Raw genomic sequence first — 23872 nt, 5'->3', positions numbered from 1 at the left:
GTAGTGACGCAGCCGGAGGTGTCGAGGTCTATTTCCTATCGGTCGCAGCTTTTCGGAATGCTTGACTCGAAATCTGCGATTCAATAGAACAAAAAAGGAACGAATTGCAAGCGCGAATGTCGGCTCTCAAAGCTTAAGATTATTCTTTGTGGATAGTTCCCTGCTTGCGGTGCCCTTTGCCGGCAGCGGCAGCTATTGTGTGGCGAATTTTTTGAAATGCAATTGCCGGTCATGAAGGCTGGCGGACAGGATGACGAGATGGCTGGTAGCGTAAACAAGGTAATTCTGATCGGGAACGTGGGTGCAGATCCCGAAATCCGCCGGACGCAGGATGGACGCCCCATCGCCAACCTGCGTATCGCCACCTCTGAGACCTGGCGGGACCGCAACAGCGGCGAGCGCAAGGAAAAGACCGAATGGCACACCGTCGTCGTCTTCAACGAAGGCCTGTGCAAGGTCGTCGAGCAATATGTCAAGAAGGGCGCCAAGCTCTATATTGAAGGCCAGCTGCAGACGCGCAAATGGCAGGACCAGACCGGCAACGACCGTTATTCCACTGAAATCGTGCTGCAGGGCTTCAACTCCACGCTGACGATGCTCGATGGTCGCGGTGAGGGCGGTGGCCGTAGCGGCGGCGATTTCGGCGGCGGCAATGATTATGGCAGCGGCGGCGGCTCCAGCTATGGCGGCGGTTACGACCAGCAGTCCTCGTCGCGCGGCGGCTCTTCCCGTGGCGGCGGCCAGCCTTCCGGCGGCTTCTCCAACGATATGGATGACGATATTCCGTTCTGAGCGGATGGCGAATTCGGGAAAGCGTAACGGGAGACAGGCATGAGTGATGCGCCCGCACCGAAACAGCCGGCGACCTGGCGCATCGTTCTTGCCTTCTTCCTCGATTTCTGGACGGCGTTTTTCGCCGCCGGATTTCTCGTGGCGGCGGTTGCAGGCGGGCACACACCACAGGGTTTTGCCTTGAACGGTGTGCCTGCCTTTATCGCCTTTGCGCTTATCATCGCATATTTTGTCGTGCTCGGCCGGTTCTTTGGCGGCACGTTATGGCAGCGTCTCCTGAAGGCGAGGCGCTAACATCCGGCTTTGCCGGCTCTCCGATAGGGGAGAAGCTATTTCGGCGTCGCGGCAGACTATGCCGCGACCTTGTCCGCCAGCATCGCGACCATGACATCGGATTGCGACACGATGCCCACCATCTTGCCTCTGGCGTCGATCACCGGCAGGTAGTGCAGTCCTTCTTCGGCAAAGCGGATGATGGCTTCCTCGATTGCCGTTTCCGGCCGTACGGTTCTGACCGGCGATGTCATGATGTCCTTGACGGTATCGTTGGGGGCGCTTGCGCCGGAGAGGATGAGGCGCAGCCGCTGCAGGAAACCGATGGAGGGACGGCCGTTTCTCCAACTCGCCTTTTCCAGAAAATCCGTCTGGGTGACGATGCCGACGATCTCCGCCTTATCGTTGGTGACCGGCAATGCCTTGAAATGGTGGCTGTGCATCAGCGCATGGGCATGGCGCAGACTGTCATCAGGCGCAACACCGACGACATCGCGCGACATGACGCTGGCGCAATCGAGATGCAGCGCACGGCGACGCCAGGAGCGCAGTTCGGTCTTGCGTAAAATGGTTTCGAGCTCGTCGCGGTCGATATCGAGGACCTGGTCATATTCCTTCAGCACCTCGTCGAGGTCGTTGGAGGAAAAGCCGATTTTCTGGATGGGGGTCGGATCGGTGGTGCCATGGGCGGCCTTGCCGAGCTTCAGGCCGTGTGGGTAGGCGCGGCCGGTGGCATTGTTATACGCGAGGGCCAGGGCAAGAAGGATCAGCGAATTTCCGGCGACGGGCCAGAGCAGGAAACCATAACCGAGGCTGTGCACGGCTGGGCCGCCGAGAACGGCGGTGAGCGCCACCGCTCCGCTTGGCGGGTGCAGGCAGCGCAAAGCCATCATTGCGGCAATGGCGAGGCTGATGGCGAGCGCGCTGGCAAGGAATAGATCCGGTATCAGCAGCGCGACTGTTACGCCCACGAAGGCCGAAACGAGGTTGCCGCAGAGGATCGACCAGGGCTGCGCCAGCGGGCTGGAGGGCACGGCGAACAGAAGCACGGCCGAAGCGCCCATCGGCGCGATCATGGTGGGCAGGGTGGGATCGAAACTGAGAGCGAGACTTCCCAGAAGGCCGGTCAGCAGAATGCCGACAAAGGCGCCGGTTGCCGAGCGCAGCCTTTCCCTGTTGCTGACGGGTGCGGCATCCGGGATGAGGCGACGCAGCGTGGAACGCATGGAGATAACTTTCGAATCCGAAAAAACATGCGTCTTTTAGCCGAAGCTGCGGTCGGATTTAAAGGGAGGATTTTCCGGCGTTTTAGCGGTTGGCGGGAATTTATTGCGCGGGCACCGCCTAGGGGCGGCTTTTCAAAAAGCGAAGGCCGATTTTATGCCGTCGACCACGAATTGCACGGAAAGGGCGGCAAGCAGCACGCCGAGCAGTCGGGTGAGGATCGCGCGGCCGGTATTGCCGAGAAAACGGTCCATCCGCTCCGAGACGATCAGGGCCGCATAAACGAGGGCCATGGCGAAAGCGAGGATCAGGATGAGCACCAGCATCTCGACGGTGGTTTTCATCGAGCCGGCGAGAAGTACGGTTGCGGAAATGGCGCCCGGCCCGGCGATCAGGGGCAGCGCCAGCGGAAAGACCGCCAGATTGTGAAGGTGGTCCTTGGTGATGGCGATCTCGGAGGTCTTTTCCTTGCGCTCCTGGCGTTTTTCGAAAATCATCTCGAAGGAAATCCAGAACAGCAACAGGCCGCCGGCGATGCGGAAAGCACCGAGCGAGATGCCGAGAAGATTGAGGATGGCAAGGCCGAATAGCGCGAAGACGGCGAGAATGCCGAAGGCGATGATGGAGCCGCGCAGCGCCACCTGGCTGCGCTGGTCGCGCGTCATGCCGGCGGTCAGCGCCAGAAAGACGGGGGCGAGGCCCGGCGGATCGAGCGTGACCAGAAGTGTGGTAAGCGCGTTGATGAGCGTTTCGCTGCTGGCCATTCTTTCCCCGTCTCATCTGTTTTAGGGCGGAGCCTACGCAAGTCGCCGGCACTTTGAAAGGGAGCGGCGGCGCTTTTGCTAGGCTAAATCGTGAAAAGCGGCGTTCGTCTTGCAAATGACGCAAAAGCCTGTTCAAAACTCGCCGGGAAATTGGCTTAACGTGGCTGTTTCCGCTATAAAAATCCATCCGATTCTTAACAGAGAATGTGATCCGTTTTGACTGACCAGAGCCCCCCCGGCGGCGGAAAACTTCCGCCAGGCATTGAACCGATTTCCATCATGGAGGAAATGCAGCGGTCGTATCTCGATTACGCCATGAGCGTCATCGTATCCCGCGCGCTTCCCGATGTGCGAGACGGCCTGAAGCCGGTTCATCGCCGTATTCTTTACGGCATGTCCGAACTCGGCATCGACTGGAACAAGAAATACGTCAAATGCGCCCGCGTTACCGGTGACGTGATGGGTAAATTCCATCCGCACGGCAACTCGGCAATCTATGACGCGCTGGCGCGTATGGCGCAGGACTGGTCGCTCCGCCTGCCGCTGATCGACGGGCAGGGCAATTTCGGCTCGATCGACGGCGATCCGCCGGCGGCAGAACGTTATACCGAATGCCGTCTGGATAAAGCTGCGCATTCGCTGCTTGACGATCTCGACAAGGAAACGGTCGACTTCCGCGACAATTATGACGGCACCTTGCAGGAGCCAGTCGTCATTCCGGCCAAGTTCCCGAACCTTCTGGTCAACGGCGCAGGCGGCATCGCCGTTGGCATGGCCACCAATATTCCGCCGCACAATCTCTCCGAGGTGATCGACGGCTGTATCGCCATGATCGACAATCCGGCGATCGAGCTGCCGGAACTGATGCAGATCATTCCGGGTCCCGACTTCCCGACCGGCGCCTTGATCATGGGCCGCTCCGGCATCCGCTCGGCTTATGAAACTGGCCGTGGATCGGTTATCATGCGTGGCCGCGCGACGATCGAGCCGATGCGTGGCGACCGTGAGCAGATCATCATCACCGAAGTTCCCTACCAGGTGAACAAGGCGTCGATGATCGAAAAAATGGCGGAGCTCGTCAAGGAAAAGCGCATCGAGGGCATTTCCGACCTGCGCGACGAATCCGACCGCCAGGGTTACCGCGTCGTCATCGAATTAAAGCGCGACGCCAATGCAGACGTCATCCTGAACCAGCTTTACCGCTACACGCCACTGCAGACCTCGTTTGGCTGCAACATGGTGGCGCTGAACGGCGGCAAACCCGAGCAGATGACGCTACTCGACATGTTGCGTGCTTTCGTCTCCTTCCGCGAGGATGTCGTCAGCCGTCGCACGAAATACCTGCTGCGCAAGGCGCGCGAGCGTGCGCATGTGTTGGTCGGTCTGGCGATTTCCGTCGCCAATATCGACGAGGTCATCCGCGTCATCCGCCATGCTCCCGATCCGGCTTCGGCCCGAGAGGAACTGATGACCCGGCGCTGGCCTGCACAGGATGTGGAAAGCCTGATCCGTCTCATCGATGATCCGCGCCACCGCATCAACGAAGACGGGACTTACAACCTCTCCGAGGAACAGGCACGCGCCATTCTTGAATTGCGTCTCGCCCGCCTGACGGCGCTCGGCCGCGATGAAATTGGCGACGAGCTGAACAAGATCGGCGCGGAGATCAGCGAATATCTTGAAATCCTGTCATCGCGCCTGCGCATCATGCAGATCGTCAAGGATGAGCTCACCGCCGTCCGTGACGAGTTTGGCACGCCGCGCCGGTCCGAGATTGTCGAGGGCGGCCCTGACATGGACGATGAAGATCTCATCGCCCGCGAGGACATGGTCGTCACCGTTTCGCATCTCGGTTACATCAAGCGCGTGCCGCTGACCACGTACCGGGCGCAGCGTCGCGGCGGCAAGGGTCGTTCCGGTATGGCGACGCGTGACGAGGATTTCGTCAACCGTCTCTTCGTTGCCAATACCCATACGCCGGTGCTGTTCTTCTCCTCGCGTGGCATCGTCTACAAGGAAAAGGTCTGGCGTCTGCCGATCGGCACGCCGCAGTCCAAGGGCAAGGCCCTTATCAACATGCTGCCGCTGGAGCCCGGCGAGCGCATCACCACCATCATGCCGTTGCCCGAGGACGAAACGACCTGGGAAACGCTGGACGTGATGTTCTCGACGACGCGCGGTACGGTGCGCCGCAACAAGCTCGGCGATTTCGTGCAGGTCAACCGCAATGGCAAGATCGCCATGAAGCTGGACGAGGAGGGCGATGAAATCCTCTCCGTCGAAACCTGTACGGACCGCGACGACGTGCTGCTGACGACCGCGCTCGGCCAGTGCATCCGCTTCCCCGTGGATGACGTCCGCGTCTTTGCCGGCCGCAACTCCGTCGGCGTGCGTGGCATCAACATGGCCGAAGGTGACCGTATCATCTCCATGACCATTGTCGGCCATGTGGAAGCTGAACCGTGGGAGCGTGCGGCTTACCTCAAGCGTTCAGCCGCCGAGCGGCGTGCTGCCGGTGTCGATGAAGAGGATATTGCTCTCGTTGGCGAGGAAGTGACGGAGGAGGGTGAACTGAGCGAAGAGCGTTATCAGGAGCTGAAGGCACGCGAAGAATTCGTGCTGACGGTTTCCGTGAAGGGCTTCGGCAAGCGTTCCTCGTCTTACGACTTCCGCACCTCTGGTCGCGGCGGCAAGGGCATCCGCGCCACCGATACCGCAAAGACCAACGAGATCGGCGAGCTGGTTGCGGCCTTCCCCGTGGACGAAGGCGACCAGATCATGCTGGTTTCCGATGGCGGTCAGCTCATCCGCGTCCCGGTCAACGGCATCCGCATTGCCAGCCGCGCCACCAAGGGTGTGACGATCTTCTCGACCGCGAAAGATGAGAAGGTGGTTTCCGTAGAGCGCATCAACGAGCCGGAAGGCGACGACGAGGCAGAGAACGGCAATGGCGAAGATGTCGCCGCCGCCGATCTGCCGGATACGCCGGAGAGCGAGGCGTAAGCCGCCTCGTTATCTGCGGTTACCAATCAACAAAAACCCCGCGGCGCTCAGGCTCCGCGGGGTTTTTGTTTGTGTCTTATCGACTGCGTTTGATTTTCAGCGGATCCGAATATGGATCGGAGCGCGACCCGAGCGGCTCGCGACATGAAGGTGGATCTTCGCTTCCGGCTGATTGGAGCGCCAGGCGCGGGCGCCGTGCGACAGAAGCAGCGCTACGAGATCGCGTGTCTTCGCCTTGGAACGATTAAGACCGAGATCGGCGATACGCATCGCCGCTTCGTGAATGGGATGCAGAACCGACAGGCTGCCATGCCCGCTGCCAGACGCAATGTCCGAATAATTCTCGTTGACTGCCATCTTGGAAAGCCTCGCTACTCATTACACAATTCGAGGAGACAGGCGATGTTTCGACAATGAAGCACCGCCTGCGGAAACGTCTGTCACTGGAGTGACGCCCAGCAGCTGACGCCTTTCTTTTTCAATGCATTGCATGCATTTACCGCGGCGTTCTGGCCATCAAAGCCGCCGAAACGGGCGCGATAGATCTGGGAGCCGTCCTTGCTGAAGGCGACGGTGAAGGGTTTTGCGGAGCGAAGTGCCGCGCCGCCTTTTTCCTGCGCGTTCTGCAGCAGGCCGCGAGCGGAATTTTCGTCCGGCGATGCGCCGATCTGGATTACCCAGCCACCCTGCGGAGCTTCTGACCTGGCCGAAACCGAAGGGGCGGAGACAACAGGTGCCGTGGTGGACGCGGTGACGATATTGTCCACCTTGGTGGAGTTGGTGATCAATTTACGGTCCGGTGTAGTGGGCGCCTGATTGATGGGGTCTTTGCCCTTCTGCCAGGTTGCGGCTTCCATGGCCTTGACGGCGGCATTGGAAGAGGAGCCAGCAAAGGCGGTGACAGGTGCTTCCTCGTACCGGGTCTGCGGTACGGGACCGGCATGCGGCAGGCCGGAATCGGTCGCGGCGACAGCAACGGACGGAACCGCAGCAGCCACGGCGACGGGTTCTTCGACCGGAGCAGAGCGTGTCTGTGCAATCAGGTTGCTGTTGCCGCCGCGCGATGCCTGCGGCAGGTAAGTGGCGACAAGCTTGCGCATGGTGGCGTCACGGGCGGCACTCGAACGGCCGCCGAGAACGACCGCGACGATGGAGCGGCCATCGAGCTGCGCCGATGTGGCAAGGTTGCTGCCGGCTGCGCGGGTGTAACCGGTCTTGATGCCATCCACGCCCTTCACGGTTCCGACGAGGCGGTTATGGTTGCCGATAACCTGCTTGCCGAAATTGAAAGTGCGGGTGGAGAAATAGCCGTAATATTGCGGGAAATGCTGGCGAAGCGCGACGCCGAGACGGGCCTGGTCGCGTGCCGTCGTCATCTGCGCCGTGTTGGGCAGGCCGTTGGCGTTGCGATAGGTCGTGCGGGTCATGCCGAGTGCGCGGGCCTTGGCGGTCATCATTCTTGCGAAACGGTCTTCCGAGCCGCCGAGATATTCGCCGAGCGCGGTTGCCATGTCATTTGCGGACCGGGTGACGAGTGCAAGGATAGCCTGTTCCACGGTGATGCTGCCGCCAGCGCGCACGCCGAGCTTGGATGGCGGCTCCTTGGCGGCGTTGGCTGACACCGGCACCTTGGAATCGAGCGATATACGTCCGGTATTGAGCGCCTCGAATGTCAGATAAAGCGTCATCATCTTCGTCAGCGAAGCCGGATAACGCAGCCCGTCCGGATCCTCGCCATAGAGGACCTTGCCGGTCTTGGCATCGATGACGATGCCCGCATATTTCGGATCGGCCTTTGCGGTTTGAACGGATGTTGCGGTTATGAACGCCGCAGCAAGGGTTAACGCAATAAACCTTACGAAAGACGTCGCACCCGCTTTGCGCGAATGTGCCCCAGATAGACTTTTCAACACTGCTGAACTCTTCAATCGCATATTTCTGTTCCGCTCGGACACGCCCCGCCCGATGCTCCGGGAAGAAACTTTATCGGGATGGCGTTACCAAGTGGTTTATGAAAGGTATCTGCCTTCCATAAAATGCGACTTTTCGCACGCAATCTGTGCCGTGCTGTTTCACCGATTTCCGTCTTTTACGAGGCGGCGCTCGATATAGTTTTTCACATCCGCGTCCAGCTTTTGCCATTGCGGCAGCAGGGCGGAGGAGAAACGGTAGAACAGGCTGAGGTCCTGTCCGGCGTGAATATCCCTCTGACAATCGCTGCCAGTGGCCGCCTGCGGCGTTTGCGGCAGCAGGCAGCGCACCACATAGGCGTTCTCGTCCTCGCGCTCGCCGGTCAATATGACTTCTTTGCCGTAACCGGAATCAGCGCGCAGGCGGTGCAGCAGCAGGCCGTGCTTCAGCGGCACGGGCTCTCCTTCCGTCAGCCGTGAATAGATCGGCCCGAAACGACCGGACATGTCCTCGGACATGGTGCTTTGCGAAAGCTGGATGAAGATCAGCCCTGCCGCCTGCGCCGGATCGTCGAAGACGGCGCGATTCGCTTCCTCATAACCCTTGAGATCAGGCCAGCTCAGATAAAGGTCGACGCGCTCGCGTTCTCCGCCAAGGCGCTCGGAAGGCGCTCGCAGGGTGTTTTTGGCAAGCTTCAGGCGGTCGTTGCCGATGACGATCTCTACCTCCTCGGTGGCCGTCGTATGGCCCGCCCGGAGAATCCGCTCACCATACCATTTGATGCCGACATTGAGGGTGCCGAGAAAGACGAGAAGAATTCCGGCGATGAGAGCGGCCCGGAGCATGAGTGACGATGAAAGCAGGGGTTTCTGGTCGTTCATGGGCTTCCATATTCGTTCCGGCCGCCGGATGGGTTTCCGTCCGGGAAATAGCCGTGCAAAGCTTTAACCCGAGGCGATCGGCATTGAAATGATGTTTTGCCGCTGCTACCTGATAACGACCAAGCAAAGGACGGCATATGGCAGCGCGCGACAGATATTCCCGGAAGCTCGAATGTTCCAGATGTGGTCATCAGGGGTTTGCCGAAGCATCGGAATCGGATGACAAGAGCCGCCGGGACGTCGATTTTCGCATCGATGAAATGCCGCGTGGATTTCGCGCGGAGCGCGCCTCGGGCGATCCAACGGATTTCATGATCCGCTGTGCCCAGTGCGGCAACATATTCCGTTTCCTGCAGAAAACCGCCTATGCGCCCGGAGGCGAGCCGCGCGTGAAGGCCTGAAGGGAAGGTATCGGCATGACTTTACCGCAACAACCGAACGGAGTGCCGCAAAGGCGCAAGCCGATCTGGCCGTGGATCGTGCTGCTGGTGCTCACGCTTTCAGCCATTTATTCCTATAATCGCGCCAACGAAATCATCGCGGAATTTTCCGATACCTTGCCGCCGGCGCTGCTGAACCTGTTCGAAGATATTCTCCGGGGTGACGGCCGGCATGGCAATGGCGGGCCGAGCATCGGCGTCTGAGGCGAGGGCGGTATGGAGAAACGCTGGCCTTTTTGGCCGCGCTTCGTCTTCTGGGCCATAAAAGAAAAAAGCCCCGCAAAGAGGCGGGGCAGGTTGATCGCTCGGGGAAAGTTGGGCAATGCCCGGGAGCGATGGGTTGATATAAGTGACAATAGTGCTGACGCGATAGGCCATTTCCGTCCCAAACAGTACGCCTATGCATAAATTTCGCTCAATCAGCAGATTTTTAAACGATGAGTTCGGAAAATCTGTAAGACAACTTGACAGACTTTCGCTTTATTCTTCGCATTGCCTCGAATTGCACATATTCGCCTTTAACATAACGCGACATGAGCAGACGCATGGATAAATCGGGAATCCTCTTCGTGGCGCTTTTGCTGGTGCTTGTCGCAATCGTTTTAAGCCTGACGCTGTTCGATACGGCTCAGCAGGTGCCCTCGATACCTTCAGGTGACGGATCCCTGCTGCCGCCGGCAACGACCCCGGGGCAATGATCTGCCAACCATAAGAGAAGGGCGACACAGCTCGCCCGGGCGGGATTGACGGCCTTTTTCAAACCGCTATAAAGCCTCACCACCGATGGATGGGTGTCCGAGTGGTTTAAGGAACCGGTCTTGAAAACCGGCGTGCGTGAGAGCGTACCGTGGGTTCGAATCCCACCCCATCTGCCATAAAGCGCAAAAATCATTCGAACAACGCTGCGACGAGGGATGCCTCGATCGCGTTAATCAGCTTTGGAATGGCTCGAATTCAGCGCGAATGAGAAACCCGCCTTGCGGCGGGTTCCATGCTGTTTATCCAATCAAATTTCCGGGCAGCCCCGTTCATTGGCGAAGGTGATGCGATCCGGTCCCCGGCGCGTGAAGCCTTCGACGACGACACGGCCAGGGGTGACGCGCACGACCTCGGGATCGCGCAGGCCTGCTTCACGGGCGGCGGCGCGGGCTTCGCGTTCGCTGCAGCCGCGCATGCGGGGCGGGCCGCGGCGGTCTACGTCCCGATCACGATCGCGGATGACGGGGCGAACGCCGTCGGGGCCGATTCTGAGTTCCATGTCCTGCGCACCTGCGGGGATCGGCGCGGCGAAGGATACCAGGGCGATGCCCATCGCCAGAGCTGTGGTTTTCATAAGCTTGATCATGTTTCCTCCCTCAGCCGAAACCGGCGGAAAGCTCGTTTGTTTGCGGGGAGAGAACGCGGTTGCCGTCCGTTTGTTCCTTGCGGATGCGGTGAACGGAAGATGGTGAGGCGGGTAAATCCGGCCCGATGGGCGGGCTCAAAAGATAGAAATCATTAACCACGTTCGTTACAATTTTATCGAATTTGCAGAAGTCGTTCGCATTTTCGCCACGTTATGCACAAGATTAAGCGACTGTTAGGTGCTTCGATGGCAGGGGCAATTATCGAGGCAAGTGAGGGTGCGGTTCTCCGAGCCAATAGCAGCGTGGGGCAGACGATTTGAATTCTACGGTCAAGAAACTCGGCATCAACGCCAGGTCTGGCGTGAAGTGGCTTGCAATTTCCGTGCTTTGCGCCGCAACCGCATCGTGTTCCACGACATCCGAGACCAAGCCTAAGCCCAAGCGCAGCAAGGAATATTTTTCCGAATCCGAATATGGCGTCAAAGCCAGCCCGCGCGTGGCAGATGGCAAAGCCATTCCCAAGGGCGGCGGGCGCGAGCTGATCGGCAACGCCTATACCGTCAAGGGCCGCCGTTATTTCCCGAAGGAAGAGCCGGGTTACAACAAGACCGGCCTTGCTTCCTGGTACGGTTCCGCCTTCCATGGCCGCCTGACCGCCAATGGCGAAGTCTACGACAAAGAACATCTTTCTGCCGCACATCCGACATTTCCCCTGCCGAGCTACGCGCGCATCACCAATATGGAAAATGGCGCTTCGGTTCTGGTGCGCGTCAACGATCGTGGACCGTTCCACGAAGGCCGCCTGATCGACGTTTCAAGCAAGACGGCCGATCTTCTCGACATGAAGGCCACCGGCACGGCCAATGTGCGGGTACAATATGCCGGCCGCGCACCGCTCGATGGTCACGACATGCCTTATCTGATGGCATCCTATATTCCGAAGGGTTCGCGTTCGCCGGGTGTAGCACCCGAAGGGCAGATCGCGACGGGCGTGATGGTGGCTTCGGCCTCGCCGAATTTCGTTCCGGCTCCCGTATCCAACCCGAATTATGGCGGCTCCGCACAGACGGCGCTCGTCGGTTCCAAGAAGAATGCGGCGCTTCAGGCCATGCCGCTGGTGAACGGCCCGGCGCCGGCTTTCGAGCAGTTCGCGATACTGCCGGAAATCGGTCCTATCCTGGCGGAGCGTCCGGAAGGCAATTTCATGCGTGAGCCGGCGGCGCCTGGCGGCAATTATCTGCGCGTGCCGACGCCTTCCTCCAAATTTGCGGCGGCCTATTCCGAAGAATCGGCTACGGTCTCCAGGACCGCGAGCGCCTTCGATAGCGTTCTCGTCGACCGTGGGGCACTCAACGAGCAATCGATACTCGCCCATGTGAAGCGTCAGCAGGCGAAGTCGCGCTGACGGATTGAAGGATACGGCCGGCCTCTCGCCTTTGACGCGGGCAGCCGGTTACGGCAGGCAGGACTGGGCGGTTTCATGCGCAAGGCCATTCATCGCTCCTATCGTTCGGTCGTCGCAGCGGCAGCGTTTGCGTTTTTCAGTGCAGGTCCGGTGCAATCGCAGACCGGCCCCTTCATTGCAAAGGCCGAACAGGCCTATATGATCGATGCCGAAACAGGCACGGTGCTTCTTTCGCAAAACGAGAATCAGCCCTTTCCGCCCGCGTCGCTTGCCAAGCTGATGACGATTGAGGTGGTGCTGGATGCGCTGTCAAAGGGGCAGGTGACGTCAGAGACGGCTTACCCCGTCTCCGAATATGCCTGGCGCACGGGCGGCGCGCCCTCGCGCACCTCGACCATGTTCGCGGCGCTGAAATCCTCCGTCAGCATCAACGATCTTTTGACCGGCATCATCGTGCAGAACGCCAATGACGGCTGCATCGTCGTTGCCGAAGGCATGGCGGGTTCCGATTCCGCCTTCGCCAAGCGCATGACGGTGCGTGCGAGCGAACTGGGCATGAGCAGCAGCACCTTCACCAATTCGACCGGGCTTCCCGACCCCGGCAACCGCACGACCGCGAGGGACATGGTGCGTCTTGCGCAACATCTGCGTGACACCTATCCCGAGCGTTACGGGCTTTTCACTAAACCGGATTTCGAATGGAACCGGATTTTCCAGCGCAACAAGAATACGCTCCTGATGCCCGGCAGCGGTATCGACGGTCTCGGTCTCGGTTTTGCGGAAGGTAGCGGTTTTGCGGCCGTCGTCTCGGCCGAGCGGGAAGGCCGCCGGGTCTATCTGGCGCTTGCCGGCATCGTGGACGACAAGACGCGGCAGGAAGAGGCCCGCCGGGTGGTGGACTGGGGCCTGACCGCCTTTGAAAAACGCCATCTCTTCAGCAAGGATGAAGCGGTCGGGTCTGTCAGCGTTTATGGCGGCGATGTTTCGCATATCGATCTTTCGTCGAAGGAAGATGTCAGCGTGCTTGTGCCGGTCAATAATCCGGATCGTATTTCCGGCCGTATCGTCTATCGCTGGCCCCTGAATGCGCCGCTGGACGTCGGGGCAAATGCCGGAACGCTTAAGATTTTTTCGGGCGAGCGCCTGTTGCGGGAAGTGCCGCTTTATACGAAGGCGGCGGTCGGCAAGGGGTCGCTCACCCAGAATGCGACAGGCGCGCTGAAGGAACTGCTGCTGTTCTGGCTCTGAAAGCCTGTTCCACGGGCGGCCTTGTTCCTATGCTTTTGTTCAGGCATCGGATTTTCTGAAAAGCGCTTCACAGATTTCGGTTCGATGCTGTAAACAGGCATTTCGAATTCGAGGAAACCCGTGCAGGACGTGACATTGGCCGAAAAGACCGGATTGTTCATCAGCTTCGAAGGCGGCGAAGGCGCCGGCAAGTCGACGCAGATTCGCACGCTTGCCGGGGCGCTTCGCGGCCGTGGTTTCGAGGTGGTCGTGACGCGTGAGCCGGGCGGCTCGCCGGGTGCGGAGGCCGTTCGGCATGTTCTCCTCTCGGGTGCGGCCGAATCCTTCGGGGTGCGCATGGAAGCGATCCTGTTTGCGGCGGCGCGCAACGACCATGTCGAAGAGGTCATTCGCCCGGCGCTTGCGCGCGGTCAGATCGTGCTCTGTGACCGGTTCCTCGATTCGTCCCGCGTCTATCAGGGCACGACCGGCAATCTGGAGCCGGATTTCATCGAGACGTTGCAACGCATCGCGATCGACGGTGTCGTGCCGGAACTGACGCTGATTTTCGATATTGCCGCCGAAAAGGGCCTCGCCCGGGCCAGGAAGCGCGCGGATGAAGGCGCTGCGCCGGACCGCTTCGAAAAAGAGGAAATCGAGACCCACGAGAAGCGGCGTGAGGCCTATCTGGATATTGCGCTCGCCGAGCCGCGCCGTTGCCGGATCGTCAACGCCGACCAGCCGGAAGAAAAAGTGGCGGAGGATGTCATGTCCTTCGTCGAGCCTTTGCTCGAACAGCTGAAAACAGCAGCGGGCGCGGCGCATGAGTGAGGTCCAGGGCGTTCTCGACGGTGCGATTGCGCCGCAGCAGAACACGAAGCTTTTCGGACATGAGGAAGTGGAAGCCTTCCTCGCGCAGTCCTATCGCTCCGGCAAGGGCCATCATGCCATTCTGATCGAAGGGCCGGAGGGGATCGGCAAGGCGACACTTGCGTTCCGTTTCGCCAATCATGTGCTCAGCCATCCCGATCCGTCGCTGGCGCCGGATTTTCTCGCCGATCCCGATCCGCAATCGCTGGTCAGCCGGCAGATCACCGCAGGCGCCTCGCATAATCTGCTGCATCTGACCCGTCCGGTGGATGAAAAGACCGGCCGTTTGAAATCCGCCATTACGGTGGACGAGGTGCGGCGGGCAGGGCACTTCTTTTCGCAGACCTCCGGCACCGGCAACTGGCGCATCGTCATCATCGATCCCGCCGACGATCTCAACCGCAACGCCGCGAATGCGATCCTCAAAATACTGGAGGAGCCACCGAAACGGGCGATGTTCCTCGTTCTCTCCCATGCGCCGGGAAAATTGCTGCCGACCATCCGTTCGCGCTGCATGCCGTTGAGGCTCCTGCCGCTTTCCGATACGGCCATGGTGCAATCTCTCGATCATCTCGGCATCAGCCCGGAAGGCGAAAAGCGCGACGCCCTGCTTGCCGCCTCCAAGGGCAGTGTGGCGCAGGCGTTGAAGCTGATGAATTACGGCGGCTCCGACATTGTCGAAGCCTTTGCGCAGGTCATGGCGGCTGAGGGACCTGGTGTGCGCAAGCAGATGCACAAGCTTGCCGAGGTTCTGGCACAGAAGGATGGCGACATCGTTCTCGGCTTCTTCATGGAGCATGTGACGGAAGAACTGATGGAGCGCGCAAGGGCGGCGGCGATGGCGGGCGATATCGCGGCGGCGGAGAAACATGCACGGCTTTCCTCGACGCTCTCGGAACGCATCACCGTGGCGCAGGCCTATAATCTCGACAAGAAGCAGATGGTGCTTTCCATTCTGGAAGATATCCGCTCGGTTTAGGTGCGGGGATCAGGAATCATACCCGAAATGGGGAAGTTGTTGTTTCGCTGCTGCGAACAATGGTTTAAGAGCGGTCTATCCAAAAAACAGCCTGTAAAGTCGATAGACCGTCATGACAGACAAGACACCATTCTACATCACCACCGCGATCTCCTATCCTAACGGCAAGCCGCATATCGGCCATGCCTATGAGTTGATTGCGACGGACGCCATGGCACGCTTTCAGCGCCTGGATGGAATGGATGTGTTCTTCCTGACAGGCACCGACGAACACGGCCAGAAGATGCAGCAGACGGCGCGGGCGGAAGGCATTTCGCCGGAAGAACTGGCTGAGCGCAATTCCGACCAGTTCCGCGCGATGGGCAAGCTGCTCAACGCCTCGAACGACGATTTCATCCGCACCACGGAAGAACGTCACCACGAGACCTCGCGCAATATCTGGAACCTGATGGCTGACAGCGGCGACATCTACAAGGACAGCTATGCCGGCTGGTATTCCGTGCGCGACGAGGCCTATTACGCCGAGGACGAAACGGAAGTGCGCGCTGACGGCGTTCGTTACGGGCCGCAGGGCACGCCAGTGGAATGGGTGGAGGAGGAAAGCTATTTCTTCAAGCTCTCCGAGTATCAGGACAAGCTGCTGAAGCTCTATGAGGAGAACCCGGAGTTCATCGGCCCGGCAGAACGTCGCAACGAAATCATCTCCTTCGTCAAATCCGGCCTCAAGGACCTGTCGATTTCCCGCACCACCTTCGACTGGGGCATCAAGGTTCCAAACGATCCGAAGCATGTCATGTATGTATGGGTCGATGCGCTGACGAACTACATTACCGCCACCGGATACATCGAAGACAAGAACGGCCCGCGCGCCAAATATTGGCCTGCCGACGTGCATATCATCGGCAAGGACATCATCCGCTTCCACGCGGTCTATTGGCCCGCTTTCCTGATGAGCGCGAAGCTGCCGCTGCCCAAGCGGGTCTATGCGCATGGCTTCCTGCTCAACAAGGGCGAGAAGATGTCGAAGTCGCTCGGCAATGTCGTCGATCCGGCCAATCTGGTGAACCATTTCGGTCTCGATCAGGTCCGTTACTTCTTCCTGCGCGAAGTCTCCTTCGGCCAGGACGGCAGCTATAGCGAAGAGGGCATCGCCACCCGGATCAATGCCGATCTCGCCAATGGCATCGGCAATCTCGCCAGCCGTTCGCTGTCGATGATCGTCAAGAATTGCGAAGGCCAGATCCCGACGCCCGGTGAGTTCACCGAAGAAGACAAGGCGATGCTGGCTTCCGCCGACGGGCTGCTGGCGCTTTGCCGCGAGGAAATGGGCAAGCAGCTCATCCACCGCGCGCTTGCGGCCATCATCGCCGTCGTCTCGGAAACCGACCGCTATTTCGCGTCGCAGGAGCCGTGGGCGCTGAAGAAGACCGATCCCGAGCGCATGGGCACCGTGCTTTACGTTACGGCGGAGGTGGTGCGCCAGATCGGCATTCTCTTGCAGCCGATCATGCCGGGTTCCTGTGAAAAGCTGCTGGATCTCGTCGCGGCGCCTGCCGACAAACGTGATTTTGCGACTTTGGGCGAGGCGGGTCGTCTGGTTCCGGGCACGCCGCTGGAAGCACCGAAGCCGGTTTTCCCGCGTTACGTCGCACCGGAAGCGTGAAGGCGAGACCCATGCTGATCGATACCCATTGCCATCTGGATTTTCCCGATTTCGAGGCTGAGCGCGACGATATCATCGCCCGCGCCCATGCTTCGGGCGTCAGCCAGATGGTGACGATCTCTACCCGGGTGCGTCGTCTGCCGGAACTTTTGAAGATCACGGAAAAATACCCGTCAGTCTTCTGTTCGGTCGGTACGCATCCGAACAATGCCGACGAGGAACTGGATATCACCGCCGACGAACTGGTGCGGCTGGCCGAGAGCCATGACAAGATCGTGGCGATCGGCGAGGCGGGTCTGGATTATTTCTACGATACGCAGAAGCCGGAAGACCAGAAGACCGGCCTCATTCGCCACATCGAGGCCGCAAGACGAACGAAGCTGCCGCTCGTTATTCATAGCCGAAACGCCGATGACGACATGGCCGCTATTTTGCGCGCCGAAAGCGGGAAGGGTCCATTCCCCTTCATTCTGCACTGCTTTTCCGCTGGTCCCGAGCTGGCGAAAACCGGTGTCGAGCTTGGCGGTTATGTGTCCTTTTCCGGCATTCTGACCTTCCCTAAATCGCAGGATATCCGCGATATCGCCGCCACCGTGCCGCTGGACCGGCTGCTGGTGGAGACGGATGCGCCCTATCTTGCGCCGAAGCGCTGGCGGGGAAAGCGCAACGAGCCGTCCTACGTGGTCAATACCGCTGAGGTTCTGGCCGAGGTGCATGGTGTTTCCTATGAGCGCATGGCCGAAATCACCACCGAAAACGCCTTCCGCTGCTTTTCCAAGATGACAAGGGTGTAGGTGTGGCAATCTACCGTCGTCGCTTCACGGTTCTCGGATGCGCGTCGTCGCCCGGCGTGCCGCGCATCAACGGCGACTGGGGCGCGTGCGATCCCGAAAACCCGAAGAACCGGCGCACGCGAACGGCCTTCATGGTGGAGCAGATCGGCCCGGATGGCGGCAGGACGACTGTTGTCATCGACACCGGTCCGGATTTTCGCGAACAGATGATCGCGGCGAAGGTGGAGGCGGTCGATGCGGTGCTTTACACCCACGCCCATGCCGACCATCTGCACGGTATCGACGATCTGCGCATCTATTTCGCCCTTCAGCAAAACCGCATTCCGATCTATGCCGATCCCATTACCATGGCGCGCATAAAGGACGGTTTCGCCTATTGCCTGGAGACCCCGCCGGGCAGCAGCTATCCGCCCATCGTCGAACCGCGGATCATCGCCGATATCGACGCGGCGCTGATTATCGATGGGGCAGGCGGGCCGATCCCGTTCAACGTGCATATGCAGCAGCATGGCGATGTGCATTCGCTGGGATTCCGCATCGGTGACGTCGCCTATTGCACCGATGTCAGCGATTTTCCGGCAGAAAGCCTGCTGAAGCTTGCCGGTCTCGATGTCCTCGTCATCGACGCGCTGCAGCACCGTTATCACCCCAGCCACCTTTCGCTGGAACAGGCGCTTGGCTGGATCGAAAGATTCGCACCCAAAAGGGCGATCTTGACCCACATGCATATTCCGCTCGATTATGAAACGGTGATGCGGGAAACGCCTGATCATGTCGAACCGGCCTATGACCAGATGCGTTTCGAGATCGAGATCGAAGCAGCCTGACGCCGCCTGAAAAGGAACAGCATGTCGACCAAGCCTTTCCGTGCACCCAGTATGGCGAGCTTTTTCGACAATCTGCGCGCCAGTCGGCTGCGGGCGATGTTCCGGCGCGGCGAACTGGGACTGGTGCTCCTTGCCGTCTTCATCGGCATTGCGGCAGGCCTTCTGGTGGCGCTGATCGGCGCCTTGAGCACGGCGTTGCATCTGCTGGTTTTCGGCGTCGAGCGGCTGAGCAGCAGCGATCTTTCCGGACGGATCGTGCTTGCCGGCCCGATCATCGGCGGCATCGTGCTCGGGCTGATCATCTTCATCCTTTCGAAGACCCGCAAGAAACCCATGGTCGACCCCATCGAGGCGAATGCGCTGCATGGCGGCCGGCTGTCGTTGACGGACAGCATCATCGTTTGCGTGCAAAATATCGTCTCCAACGGTTTTGGCGCGTCCGTTGGGCTGGAGGCCGGTTACACCCAGATCGCCAGCGGCGTCGCCTCGAAGATCGGCATCAAGCTGAAACTGCGGCGAGGGGATATGCGTATCCTCGTCGGCTGTGGTGCGGCGGGCGCGATTGCGGCCGCCTTCAACGCGCCTCTGACCGGGGCATTCTACGCCATCGAACTCATCATCGGCACCTATACAGTGGTGACGCTTGCGCCGCTCATCGTCTCGGCGCTGGTGGCGACGACGGTCATGGGGATTATCGGCGGCCATGGCATCTCGATCGATATTGTCGATGCCAGCCGTGTAACACCGGCGGATTATGTGCCCGCCATCTTTCTCGGCGTCGTATGTGCGGCCATCGGCATCGTGTTGATGCAGGCGGTGTCCTTCATCGAAGAAACCGCACGCAAAAGCGCCATTCCGGGCTGGCTGCGTCCTGCCATCGGCGGCGTGGCGGTGGGCGGGCTCGCGCTGATTTCACCGCAGGTGCTGTCGAGCGGCCATGGCGCGCTGCATCTCAATATCGATGCCGAACTGACGATATACGGGGTGGCCGGGCTGTTCCTGCTGAAGGCGGCGGCCAGCGCCATTTCCATCGGCTCGAATTTCCGCGGCGGCCTGTTTTTCGCGTCGCTGTTCATGGGCTCGCTGCTCGGCAAGATTTTCGCGCTCTGCGCACCCTATATCGGTTATGGCTCGACGGCGCCTATCGTCTATGCCGTGATCGGCATGAGCGCCTTTGCCGCTGCCATCATCGGCGGCCCACTGACGATGACGTTTCTGGCGCTGGAACTGACCGGCGACTTCCAGATCACGGCGCTGGTGCTTGCCGCCGTCATCACCACTTCGCTCGTGGTGCGCACGACCTTCGGTTACTCCTTCGCCACCTGGCGTTTTCACCTGCGTGGCGAGAGCATTCGCAGCGCCCATGATATCGGCTGGATCCGCGATCTGACGGTCGGCAGGATGATGCGCGCCGATATCCGCAAGGCCAATGTCAGCATGGGTCTTCCAGCCTTCAAGGAGAAGTTCCCGCTCGGTTCGACGCAACGGGTAATCATGACCCATGATGACGGACGTTATGCCGGCATCGTCCTCGTGCCCGAAATCTACGCCGACCCGATGGATCGCGACCCCAGCAAGATCAGCCTCGAAACCTATCTGCAATACAAGAACGATGTGTTGCTGCCGACCATGAATGCCCGCCAGGCGGCGGCAGCCTTCGATGCGGCGGAGAGCGAAGCGCTGGTTGTGGTCAATGACAAGATCGAAAATCGTCCTGTCGGATTGCTGACTGAAAGCCATACGCTGAGACGCTATAGCGAAGAACTGGATTTGAGACGCCGGGAGGCGTCAGGTGAGTTTTGAAATTACATTAGATTTTCGATTTTAATTATTGATATAACTACATTATTAAATTTATTGTCGCTCCAATTCCTCATAAAAGAAGCCGCCATCACCCGCTTCGCGCAAAACGGCTTTCACCAGACCACGACGGCGCAGATTTGCGCGGCGGTGGGCAGGCGTTCCGGCAATCTCCTCCATATTTCGATAGCAAGCAAGCGTTCATCGAAACGATCGTTGCCGAAGAGCGGCGGGAAACAGCCGACTGTTTCGCCGAACTCGGCGCAGCGAACGATCAGTTCGGTGCGATTTTGTGTTTCGTCGACGCCTCGCTGGAGCTTGCGACCGATCCGACCTATGCCCAGCCGACCATGACGATATCCGGCGCTTGACACGCCCAATATATCCATTATTCTGGATGTATGGATAACAGTAGTGCAATAACCGCGCTCGGCGCGCTCGCCCAATCTACCCGACTGGAGACCTTCCGGCTTCTCGTGCGCCACGAGCCGGATGGCATTCCGGCCGGTGAGCTTGCGCGTCTTGTCGACGTTCCCCAGAACACGATGTCGGCGCATCTCGCCACGCTTTCCCGGGCCGGTCTGGTCAAGAGTGAACGGCAGAGCCGGTCTATCATCTATCGCGCCGATCTTGACGGGTTGCGCCTGCTGACCCTGTTTCTGCTGAAGGATTGCTGCGGTGGCTCGACCGAGCTTTGCGCGCCGTTGATTGCCGAGCTGACACCCTGCTGCAGCCCGCAGGTAAAGCCGTCATGAACGCCGCCGGGCTGGTGTCCACCATTTCTTCTGCTTCGATCGCGGGGCTTGCGAGACCACCGATCTAACCACGGACCGAAACCATGACCGACAAGATCTATAACGTGCTCTTTCTGTGCACGGGCAATTCCGCCCGCTCCATTCTTGCCGAATCCATTCTCGCCAAGGAAGGTGAGGGGAGGTTCAATGCCTATTCGGCCGGCAGCCAGCCGAAGGGAGAGGTAAATCCTCACGCCCTGAAGGAACTGGCGGTACTGGGGTATCCTACCAGCGGCTTCACCTCGAAAAGCTGGGACGTGTTTGCCGGGCCGGATGCGCCACGGATGGATTTCATCTTCACTGTGTGCGACAGCGCCGCCGGCGAAGCCTGCCCGGTCTGGATCGGCCATCCGATGACGGCCCATTGGGGGATAGAGGATCCCGCCGCTGCGGTCGGCTCGGAGATCGAGGTTCAGCGCGCCTTCGCGCAGGCCGCGCGTTTTCTCAAGAACAGGATCGCGGCTTTCGTCAGCCTGCCCCTGCAATCCATCGATCGAATGGCGCTGGAAACGCAGCTTCGGCAGATCGGTGCATTGGATGGAACCACCAATCCTGAAGAAAAGTCGGCCTGATGTCTGCCTTCGAACGATATCTGACTGTCTGGGTGTTTCTGTGCATCGTCGCCGGTGTTGCGCTCGGCCATTTGATGCCCGGCGTCTTTCAGCTCATCGCTGCGGCCGAGATCGCCAAAGTGAACATTCCGGTCGCGATCCTGATCTGGCTGATGATCATTCCGATGCTGCTCAAGATCGATTTCCGGTCTCTTTCGCAGGTCGGCATGTTCTGGCGCGGCATTGGCGTGACGTTGTTCATCAACTGGGCCGTCAAGCCGTTCTCGATGGCGCTGCTCGGCTGGTTTTTCATCGGCTGGCTGTTCCGGCCTTATCTTCCGGCTGGTGAGATCGATTCCTATGTCGCCGGGTTGATCATCCTCGCCGCTGCTCCATGCACCGCCATGGTCTTCGTCTGGAGCAACCTTACATGGGGTGAGCCGCTGTTTACGCTGTCGCAGGTCGCGCTCAACGATGCGATCATGGTCGTGGCCTTTGCTCCCGTGGTCGGCCTGCTGCTTGGCCTTTCCGCCATTACCGTGCCCTGGGATACGCTTGTTCTCTCCGTTGCGCTCTATATTGTCGTTCCGGTCATCCTTGCGCAGCTGATCAGGCATCGGCTCATGACTGACGGAACCTCACGGATGCTGGATTGCGTTCTCGCAAAGCTGCAGCCGGTTTCTCTGGCGGCGCTGCTCGCGACACTCATTCTTCTCTTTGCCTTTCAGGGCGAGCAAATCATCGCCCAGCCCGCCATCATCGGCCTGCTCGCCATTCCCATCCTCATTCAGGTCTATCTGAATTCGGGGCTTGCCTACCTCCTGAACCGCATGATGGGGGAGCGCCATAGCGTCGCCGGGCCTTCTGCACTCATTGGCGCCAGCAACTTCTTCGAACTTGCGGTCGCGGCCGCCATCAGCCTGTTTGGCTTTCAGTCAGGTGCTGCGCTGGCAACCGTTGTCGGCGTCCTCATCGAAGTTCCGGTCATGCTTTCGGTCGTCTGGATCGTGAACCGCTCGAAGGGCTGGTATGAGGCTGCGCCCGCCGTTTCCCGAACCACAATGACCGAAAGGCAGTGACCATGGACGCCACCATCTATCACAACCCGTCCTGCGGGACGTCGCGCAACACGCTGGCGCTGATCCGCGCGGCAGGGATCGAGCCGACCGTGATCGAATATCTGCGGGAACCGCCGACACGCGAGAATCTCGCAAGAATGATTGCGGATGCGGGCCTGACGGTGCGCGAGGCCATGCGCGAGAAGGGGGCGCCCTATGCCGAGCTCGGTCTCGACAATCCGGACCTGACTGACGACCAGTTGCTCGATGCGATGATGGAAACGCCGATCCTCATCAATCGCCCCTTCGTCGTGACACCGCTCGGCACCAGGCTCGCCCGTCCTTCAGAGGTCGTGCTGGATATTCTGCCGGACGCTTTCAAAGGACCGTTCTTCAAGGAGGACGGCGAGCGGGTCCTCGATAGTGAAGGAAAGCGCGTTGTCTGATACGTTTCCCGCGTTGCAGGCGCATCACCTGCACGGCATTGACCCGGAGGCTCTGCGTCCAGCGTTTTCGACCCACAAACCGCGCATTCTGATCCTTTACGGCTCGCTGCGCGAGGTGTCCTATAGCCGTCTGCTGGCATTCGAGGCTGGGCGGCTGCTCGAACGGCTCGGTTGCGAGGTTCTGATATTCGATCCGAAGGGCCTGCCTTTGCCCGATGAAGCGCCGGCCAGCCATGCCAAGGTGCAGGAACTGCGTGAACTTTCCGAATGGTCGGAAGGACAGGTCTGGGTAAGCCCGGAACGTCATGGCGCAATGACCGGCATCATGAAGTCGCAGATCGACTGGATTCCTCTTGCTATCGGTTCTTTACGGCCGACACAGGGCAAGACGCTCGCCGTCATGGAAGTGTCCGGCGGCAGCCAGTCCTTCAACGCCGTGAACCAGATGCGAATTCTCGGCCGATGGATGCGGATGATCACCATTCCCAACCAGTCCTCGGTGGCAAGGGCGTATCAGGAATTCGACGCGGAAGGCCGGATGAAGCCGTCATCCTATTATGACCGGGTCGTGGATGTCTGCGAAGAACTGGTGAAATTCACGCTGCTGACGCGTGACGCTTCCAGCTATCTCACAGATCGATATAGCGAACGCAAAGAGTTGGCAGATGAACTTGAGAAACGTGTTTCGCTAAAATCAATCTGACAGGGTGAGTTCTGTTCAACGCTTCGTGCTTTTCAATCTCGGAACCATATGATCACATCTGCTGCGGCGGGAGAAGATATTCACGGGCTTTCGAGGCGTTGCACCAGCCATGGCTCGATCT

General features: G+C 59.6%; 26 protein-coding genes and 1 tRNA gene. 21 read left to right on the top strand and 6 right to left on the bottom strand.

Annotated elements, in window-relative coordinates:
* Positions 1-216: 216 nt before the first annotated feature.
* Positions 217-792: a single-stranded DNA-binding protein gene (locus ACQZ5K_RS07035; RefSeq protein ID WP_448736879.1), complete on the top strand. Its 576-nt coding sequence runs from the start codon at positions 217-219 to the stop codon at positions 790-792.
* Between the two features lie 39 nt (positions 793-831).
* On the top strand, positions 832-1086 hold the full coding sequence (locus ACQZ5K_RS07030) for a hypothetical protein (protein ID WP_448739986.1): 255 nt from the start codon (positions 832-834) through the stop codon (positions 1084-1086).
* 56 nt (positions 1087-1142) lie between these two features.
* On the opposite strand, the gene ACQZ5K_RS07025 is transcribed toward ACQZ5K_RS07030, so the two are convergent.
* Together ACQZ5K_RS07025 and ACQZ5K_RS07020 are read right to left on the bottom strand one after the other, a co-directional pair.
* Positions 1143-2291 carry an HPP family protein gene (locus ACQZ5K_RS07025; protein ID WP_448739985.1) on the bottom strand — a complete coding sequence of 383 codons (1149 nt, stop codon included), beginning with the start codon at positions 2289-2291 and terminating at the stop codon, positions 1143-1145.
* A gap of 132 nt (positions 2292-2423) precedes the next feature.
* Positions 2424-3053: a MarC family protein gene (locus ACQZ5K_RS07020; protein ID WP_003525062.1), complete on the bottom strand. Its 630-nt coding sequence runs from the start codon at positions 3051-3053 to the stop codon at positions 2424-2426.
* 216 nt (positions 3054-3269) lie between these two features.
* Here ACQZ5K_RS07020 and gyrA point away from each other — a divergent pair, with 216 nt between their 5' ends.
* Complete coding sequence (gene gyrA / locus ACQZ5K_RS07015) at positions 3270-6056, top strand: DNA gyrase subunit A (RefSeq protein WP_448739984.1); 2787 nt, start codon at positions 3270-3272, stop codon at positions 6054-6056.
* A gap of 96 nt (positions 6057-6152) precedes the next feature.
* Here the strand turns inward: gyrA and ACQZ5K_RS07010 are convergent, their stop codons facing one another.
* From ACQZ5K_RS07010 to ACQZ5K_RS07000, 3 genes are all read right to left on the bottom strand, one after another.
* A complete protein-coding gene (locus tag ACQZ5K_RS07010; protein WP_448739983.1) occupies positions 6153-6413 on the bottom strand; it encodes a hypothetical protein in 261 nt (86 codons plus the stop codon).
* An 83-nt stretch (positions 6414-6496) separates the two neighbouring features.
* A complete protein-coding gene (locus ACQZ5K_RS07005; RefSeq protein WP_448739982.1) occupies positions 6497-7990 on the bottom strand; it encodes an SPOR domain-containing protein in 1494 nt (497 codons plus the stop codon).
* A 138-nt stretch (positions 7991-8128) separates the two neighbouring features.
* Complete coding sequence (locus ACQZ5K_RS07000; protein ID WP_448739981.1) at positions 8129-8848, bottom strand: hypothetical protein; 720 nt, start codon at positions 8846-8848, stop codon at positions 8129-8131.
* A gap of 137 nt (positions 8849-8985) precedes the next feature.
* Here ACQZ5K_RS07000 and ACQZ5K_RS06995 point away from each other — a divergent pair, with 137 nt between their 5' ends.
* The 4 genes from ACQZ5K_RS06995 to ACQZ5K_RS06980 all read left to right on the top strand — a co-directional run bounded on the left by ACQZ5K_RS06995 (position 8986) and on the right by ACQZ5K_RS06980 (position 10163).
* A complete protein-coding gene (locus ACQZ5K_RS06995) occupies positions 8986-9249 on the top strand; it encodes a hypothetical protein (protein ID WP_035261275.1) in 264 nt (87 codons plus the stop codon).
* A 15-nt stretch (positions 9250-9264) separates the two neighbouring features.
* Positions 9265-9492 carry a hypothetical protein gene (locus ACQZ5K_RS06990; protein ID WP_448739980.1) on the top strand — a complete coding sequence of 76 codons (228 nt, stop codon included), beginning with the start codon at positions 9265-9267 and terminating at the stop codon, positions 9490-9492.
* Between the two features lie 341 nt (positions 9493-9833).
* A complete protein-coding gene (locus tag ACQZ5K_RS06985; RefSeq protein WP_162856850.1) occupies positions 9834-9986 on the top strand; it encodes a hypothetical protein in 153 nt (50 codons plus the stop codon).
* An 87-nt stretch (positions 9987-10073) separates the two neighbouring features.
* Positions 10074-10163, top strand: a tRNA-Ser gene (locus ACQZ5K_RS06980).
* Positions 10164-10294: 131 nt separating this feature from the next.
* Here the strand turns inward: ACQZ5K_RS06980 and ACQZ5K_RS06975 are convergent.
* On the bottom strand, positions 10295-10633 hold the full coding sequence (locus ACQZ5K_RS06975) for a hypothetical protein (RefSeq protein WP_003523701.1): 339 nt from the start codon (positions 10631-10633) through the stop codon (positions 10295-10297).
* Positions 10634-10950: 317 nt separating this feature from the next.
* Here ACQZ5K_RS06975 and ACQZ5K_RS06970 point away from each other — a divergent pair, with 317 nt between their 5' ends.
* The 14 genes from ACQZ5K_RS06970 (at position 10951) to arsH (ending at position 23751) form a co-directional block, all read left to right on the top strand.
* Positions 10951-12039 carry a septal ring lytic transglycosylase RlpA family protein gene (locus ACQZ5K_RS06970; RefSeq protein WP_003523698.1) on the top strand — a complete coding sequence of 363 codons (1089 nt, stop codon included), beginning with the start codon at positions 10951-10953 and terminating at the stop codon, positions 12037-12039.
* A 75-nt stretch (positions 12040-12114) separates the two neighbouring features.
* Positions 12115-13287, top strand: coding sequence for a D-alanyl-D-alanine carboxypeptidase family protein (locus ACQZ5K_RS06965; protein ID WP_448739979.1), 1173 nt, complete (start codon positions 12115-12117; stop codon positions 13285-13287).
* A gap of 135 nt (positions 13288-13422) precedes the next feature.
* On the top strand, positions 13423-14097 hold the full coding sequence (tmk, locus tag ACQZ5K_RS06960) for a dTMP kinase (protein WP_448739978.1): 675 nt from the start codon (positions 13423-13425) through the stop codon (positions 14095-14097).
* Positions 14090-15115, top strand: coding sequence for a DNA polymerase III subunit delta' (locus ACQZ5K_RS06955; protein ID WP_448739977.1), 1026 nt, complete (start codon positions 14090-14092; stop codon positions 15113-15115). The genes tmk and ACQZ5K_RS06955 overlap by 8 nt, the downstream gene beginning before the upstream one ends.
* Positions 15116-15227: 112 nt before the next feature.
* Positions 15228-16778: a methionine--tRNA ligase gene (gene metG / locus ACQZ5K_RS06950; protein ID WP_448739976.1), complete on the top strand. Its 1551-nt coding sequence runs from the start codon at positions 15228-15230 to the stop codon at positions 16776-16778.
* Positions 16779-16789: 11 nt separating this feature from the next.
* The gene (locus ACQZ5K_RS06945; RefSeq protein WP_448739975.1) at positions 16790-17572 is read left to right on the top strand and encodes a TatD family hydrolase; all 783 of its coding nucleotides are present in this window, start codon (positions 16790-16792) and stop codon (positions 17570-17572) included.
* A gap of 2 nt (positions 17573-17574) precedes the next feature.
* Positions 17575-18399 (top strand): MBL fold metallo-hydrolase, encoded by an 825-nt coding sequence (locus ACQZ5K_RS06940; protein ID WP_448739974.1) that lies wholly within the window; start codon positions 17575-17577, stop codon positions 18397-18399.
* A gap of 21 nt (positions 18400-18420) precedes the next feature.
* Positions 18421-20202 carry a chloride channel protein gene (locus tag ACQZ5K_RS06935; protein ID WP_448739973.1) on the top strand — a complete coding sequence of 594 codons (1782 nt, stop codon included), beginning with the start codon at positions 18421-18423 and terminating at the stop codon, positions 20200-20202.
* Between the two features lie 137 nt (positions 20203-20339).
* Entirely contained in the window at positions 20340-20570 is a 231-nt protein-coding gene (locus ACQZ5K_RS06930) for a hypothetical protein (RefSeq protein WP_448739972.1), read from the top strand.
* A 30-nt stretch (positions 20571-20600) separates the two neighbouring features.
* A complete protein-coding gene (locus ACQZ5K_RS06925; protein ID WP_078052967.1) occupies positions 20601-20954 on the top strand; it encodes an ArsR/SmtB family transcription factor in 354 nt (117 codons plus the stop codon).
* An 83-nt stretch (positions 20955-21037) separates the two neighbouring features.
* Positions 21038-21565 carry an arsenate reductase ArsC gene (locus ACQZ5K_RS06920; protein WP_448736895.1) on the top strand — a complete coding sequence of 176 codons (528 nt, stop codon included), beginning with the start codon at positions 21038-21040 and terminating at the stop codon, positions 21563-21565.
* Positions 21565-22623 (top strand): ACR3 family arsenite efflux transporter, encoded by a 1059-nt coding sequence (gene arsB, locus ACQZ5K_RS06915; protein ID WP_448739971.1) that lies wholly within the window; start codon positions 21565-21567, stop codon positions 22621-22623. Before ACQZ5K_RS06920 ends, arsB begins: the two co-directional genes overlap by 1 nt.
* 2 nt (positions 22624-22625) lie before the next feature.
* Positions 22626-23048: an arsenate reductase (glutaredoxin) gene (gene arsC / locus ACQZ5K_RS06910; protein WP_448739970.1), complete on the top strand. Its 423-nt coding sequence runs from the start codon at positions 22626-22628 to the stop codon at positions 23046-23048.
* The gene (gene arsH / locus ACQZ5K_RS06905) at positions 23023-23751 is read left to right on the top strand and encodes an arsenical resistance protein ArsH (RefSeq protein ID WP_448740082.1); all 729 of its coding nucleotides are present in this window, start codon (positions 23023-23025) and stop codon (positions 23749-23751) included. Before arsC ends, arsH begins: the two co-directional genes overlap by 26 nt.
* The last annotated feature ends 121 nt before the right edge of the window (positions 23752-23872 follow it).

The organism is Agrobacterium sp. 22-226-1 (assembly GCF_053522345.1).
The sequence above is the reverse complement of the archived record's forward strand: the minus strand, read 5'-3'. Positions and strand labels throughout refer to the sequence as shown.

Bases quoted from the DNA above. Each gene is read 5' to 3' on its own strand.
- ACQZ5K_RS07035 (WP_448736879.1), top strand. From the start codon at position 217: ATGCAATTGCCGGTCATGAAGGCTGGCGGACAGGATGACGAGATGGCT.
- ACQZ5K_RS07030 (WP_448739986.1), top strand. From the start codon at position 832: ATGAGTGATGCGCCCGCACCGAAACAGCCGGCGACCTGGCGCATCGTT.
- ACQZ5K_RS07025 (WP_448739985.1), bottom strand. From the start codon at position 2,291: ATGCGTTCCACGCTGCGTCGCCTCATCCCGGATGCCGCACCCGTCAGC.
- ACQZ5K_RS07020 (WP_003525062.1), bottom strand. From the start codon at position 3,053: ATGGCCAGCAGCGAAACGCTCATCAACGCGCTTACCACACTTCTGGTC.
- ACQZ5K_RS07010 (WP_448739983.1), bottom strand. From the start codon at position 6,413: ATGGCAGTCAACGAGAATTATTCGGACATTGCGTCTGGCAGCGGGCAT.
- ACQZ5K_RS07005 (WP_448739982.1), bottom strand. From the start codon at position 7,990: ATGCGATTGAAGAGTTCAGCAGTGTTGAAAAGTCTATCTGGGGCACAT.
- ACQZ5K_RS07000 (WP_448739981.1), bottom strand. From the start codon at position 8,848: ATGAACGACCAGAAACCCCTGCTTTCATCGTCACTCATGCTCCGGGCC.
- ACQZ5K_RS06995 (WP_035261275.1), top strand. From the start codon at position 8,986: ATGGCAGCGCGCGACAGATATTCCCGGAAGCTCGAATGTTCCAGATGT.
- ACQZ5K_RS06990 (WP_448739980.1), top strand. From the start codon at position 9,265: ATGACTTTACCGCAACAACCGAACGGAGTGCCGCAAAGGCGCAAGCCG.
- ACQZ5K_RS06985 (WP_162856850.1), top strand. From the start codon at position 9,834: ATGGATAAATCGGGAATCCTCTTCGTGGCGCTTTTGCTGGTGCTTGTC.
- ACQZ5K_RS06975 (WP_003523701.1), bottom strand. From the start codon at position 10,633: ATGATCAAGCTTATGAAAACCACAGCTCTGGCGATGGGCATCGCCCTG.
- ACQZ5K_RS06965 (WP_448739979.1), top strand. From the start codon at position 12,115: ATGCGCAAGGCCATTCATCGCTCCTATCGTTCGGTCGTCGCAGCGGCA.
- ACQZ5K_RS06955 (WP_448739977.1), top strand. From the start codon at position 14,090: ATGAGTGAGGTCCAGGGCGTTCTCGACGGTGCGATTGCGCCGCAGCAG.
- metG (WP_448739976.1), top strand. From the start codon at position 15,228: ATGACAGACAAGACACCATTCTACATCACCACCGCGATCTCCTATCCT.
- ACQZ5K_RS06945 (WP_448739975.1), top strand. From the start codon at position 16,790: ATGCTGATCGATACCCATTGCCATCTGGATTTTCCCGATTTCGAGGCT.
- ACQZ5K_RS06935 (WP_448739973.1), top strand. From the start codon at position 18,421: ATGTCGACCAAGCCTTTCCGTGCACCCAGTATGGCGAGCTTTTTCGAC.
- ACQZ5K_RS06925 (WP_078052967.1), top strand. From the start codon at position 20,601: ATGGATAACAGTAGTGCAATAACCGCGCTCGGCGCGCTCGCCCAATCT.
- ACQZ5K_RS06920 (WP_448736895.1), top strand. From the start codon at position 21,038: ATGACCGACAAGATCTATAACGTGCTCTTTCTGTGCACGGGCAATTCC.
- arsB (WP_448739971.1), top strand. From the start codon at position 21,565: ATGTCTGCCTTCGAACGATATCTGACTGTCTGGGTGTTTCTGTGCATC.
- arsC (WP_448739970.1), top strand. From the start codon at position 22,626: ATGGACGCCACCATCTATCACAACCCGTCCTGCGGGACGTCGCGCAAC.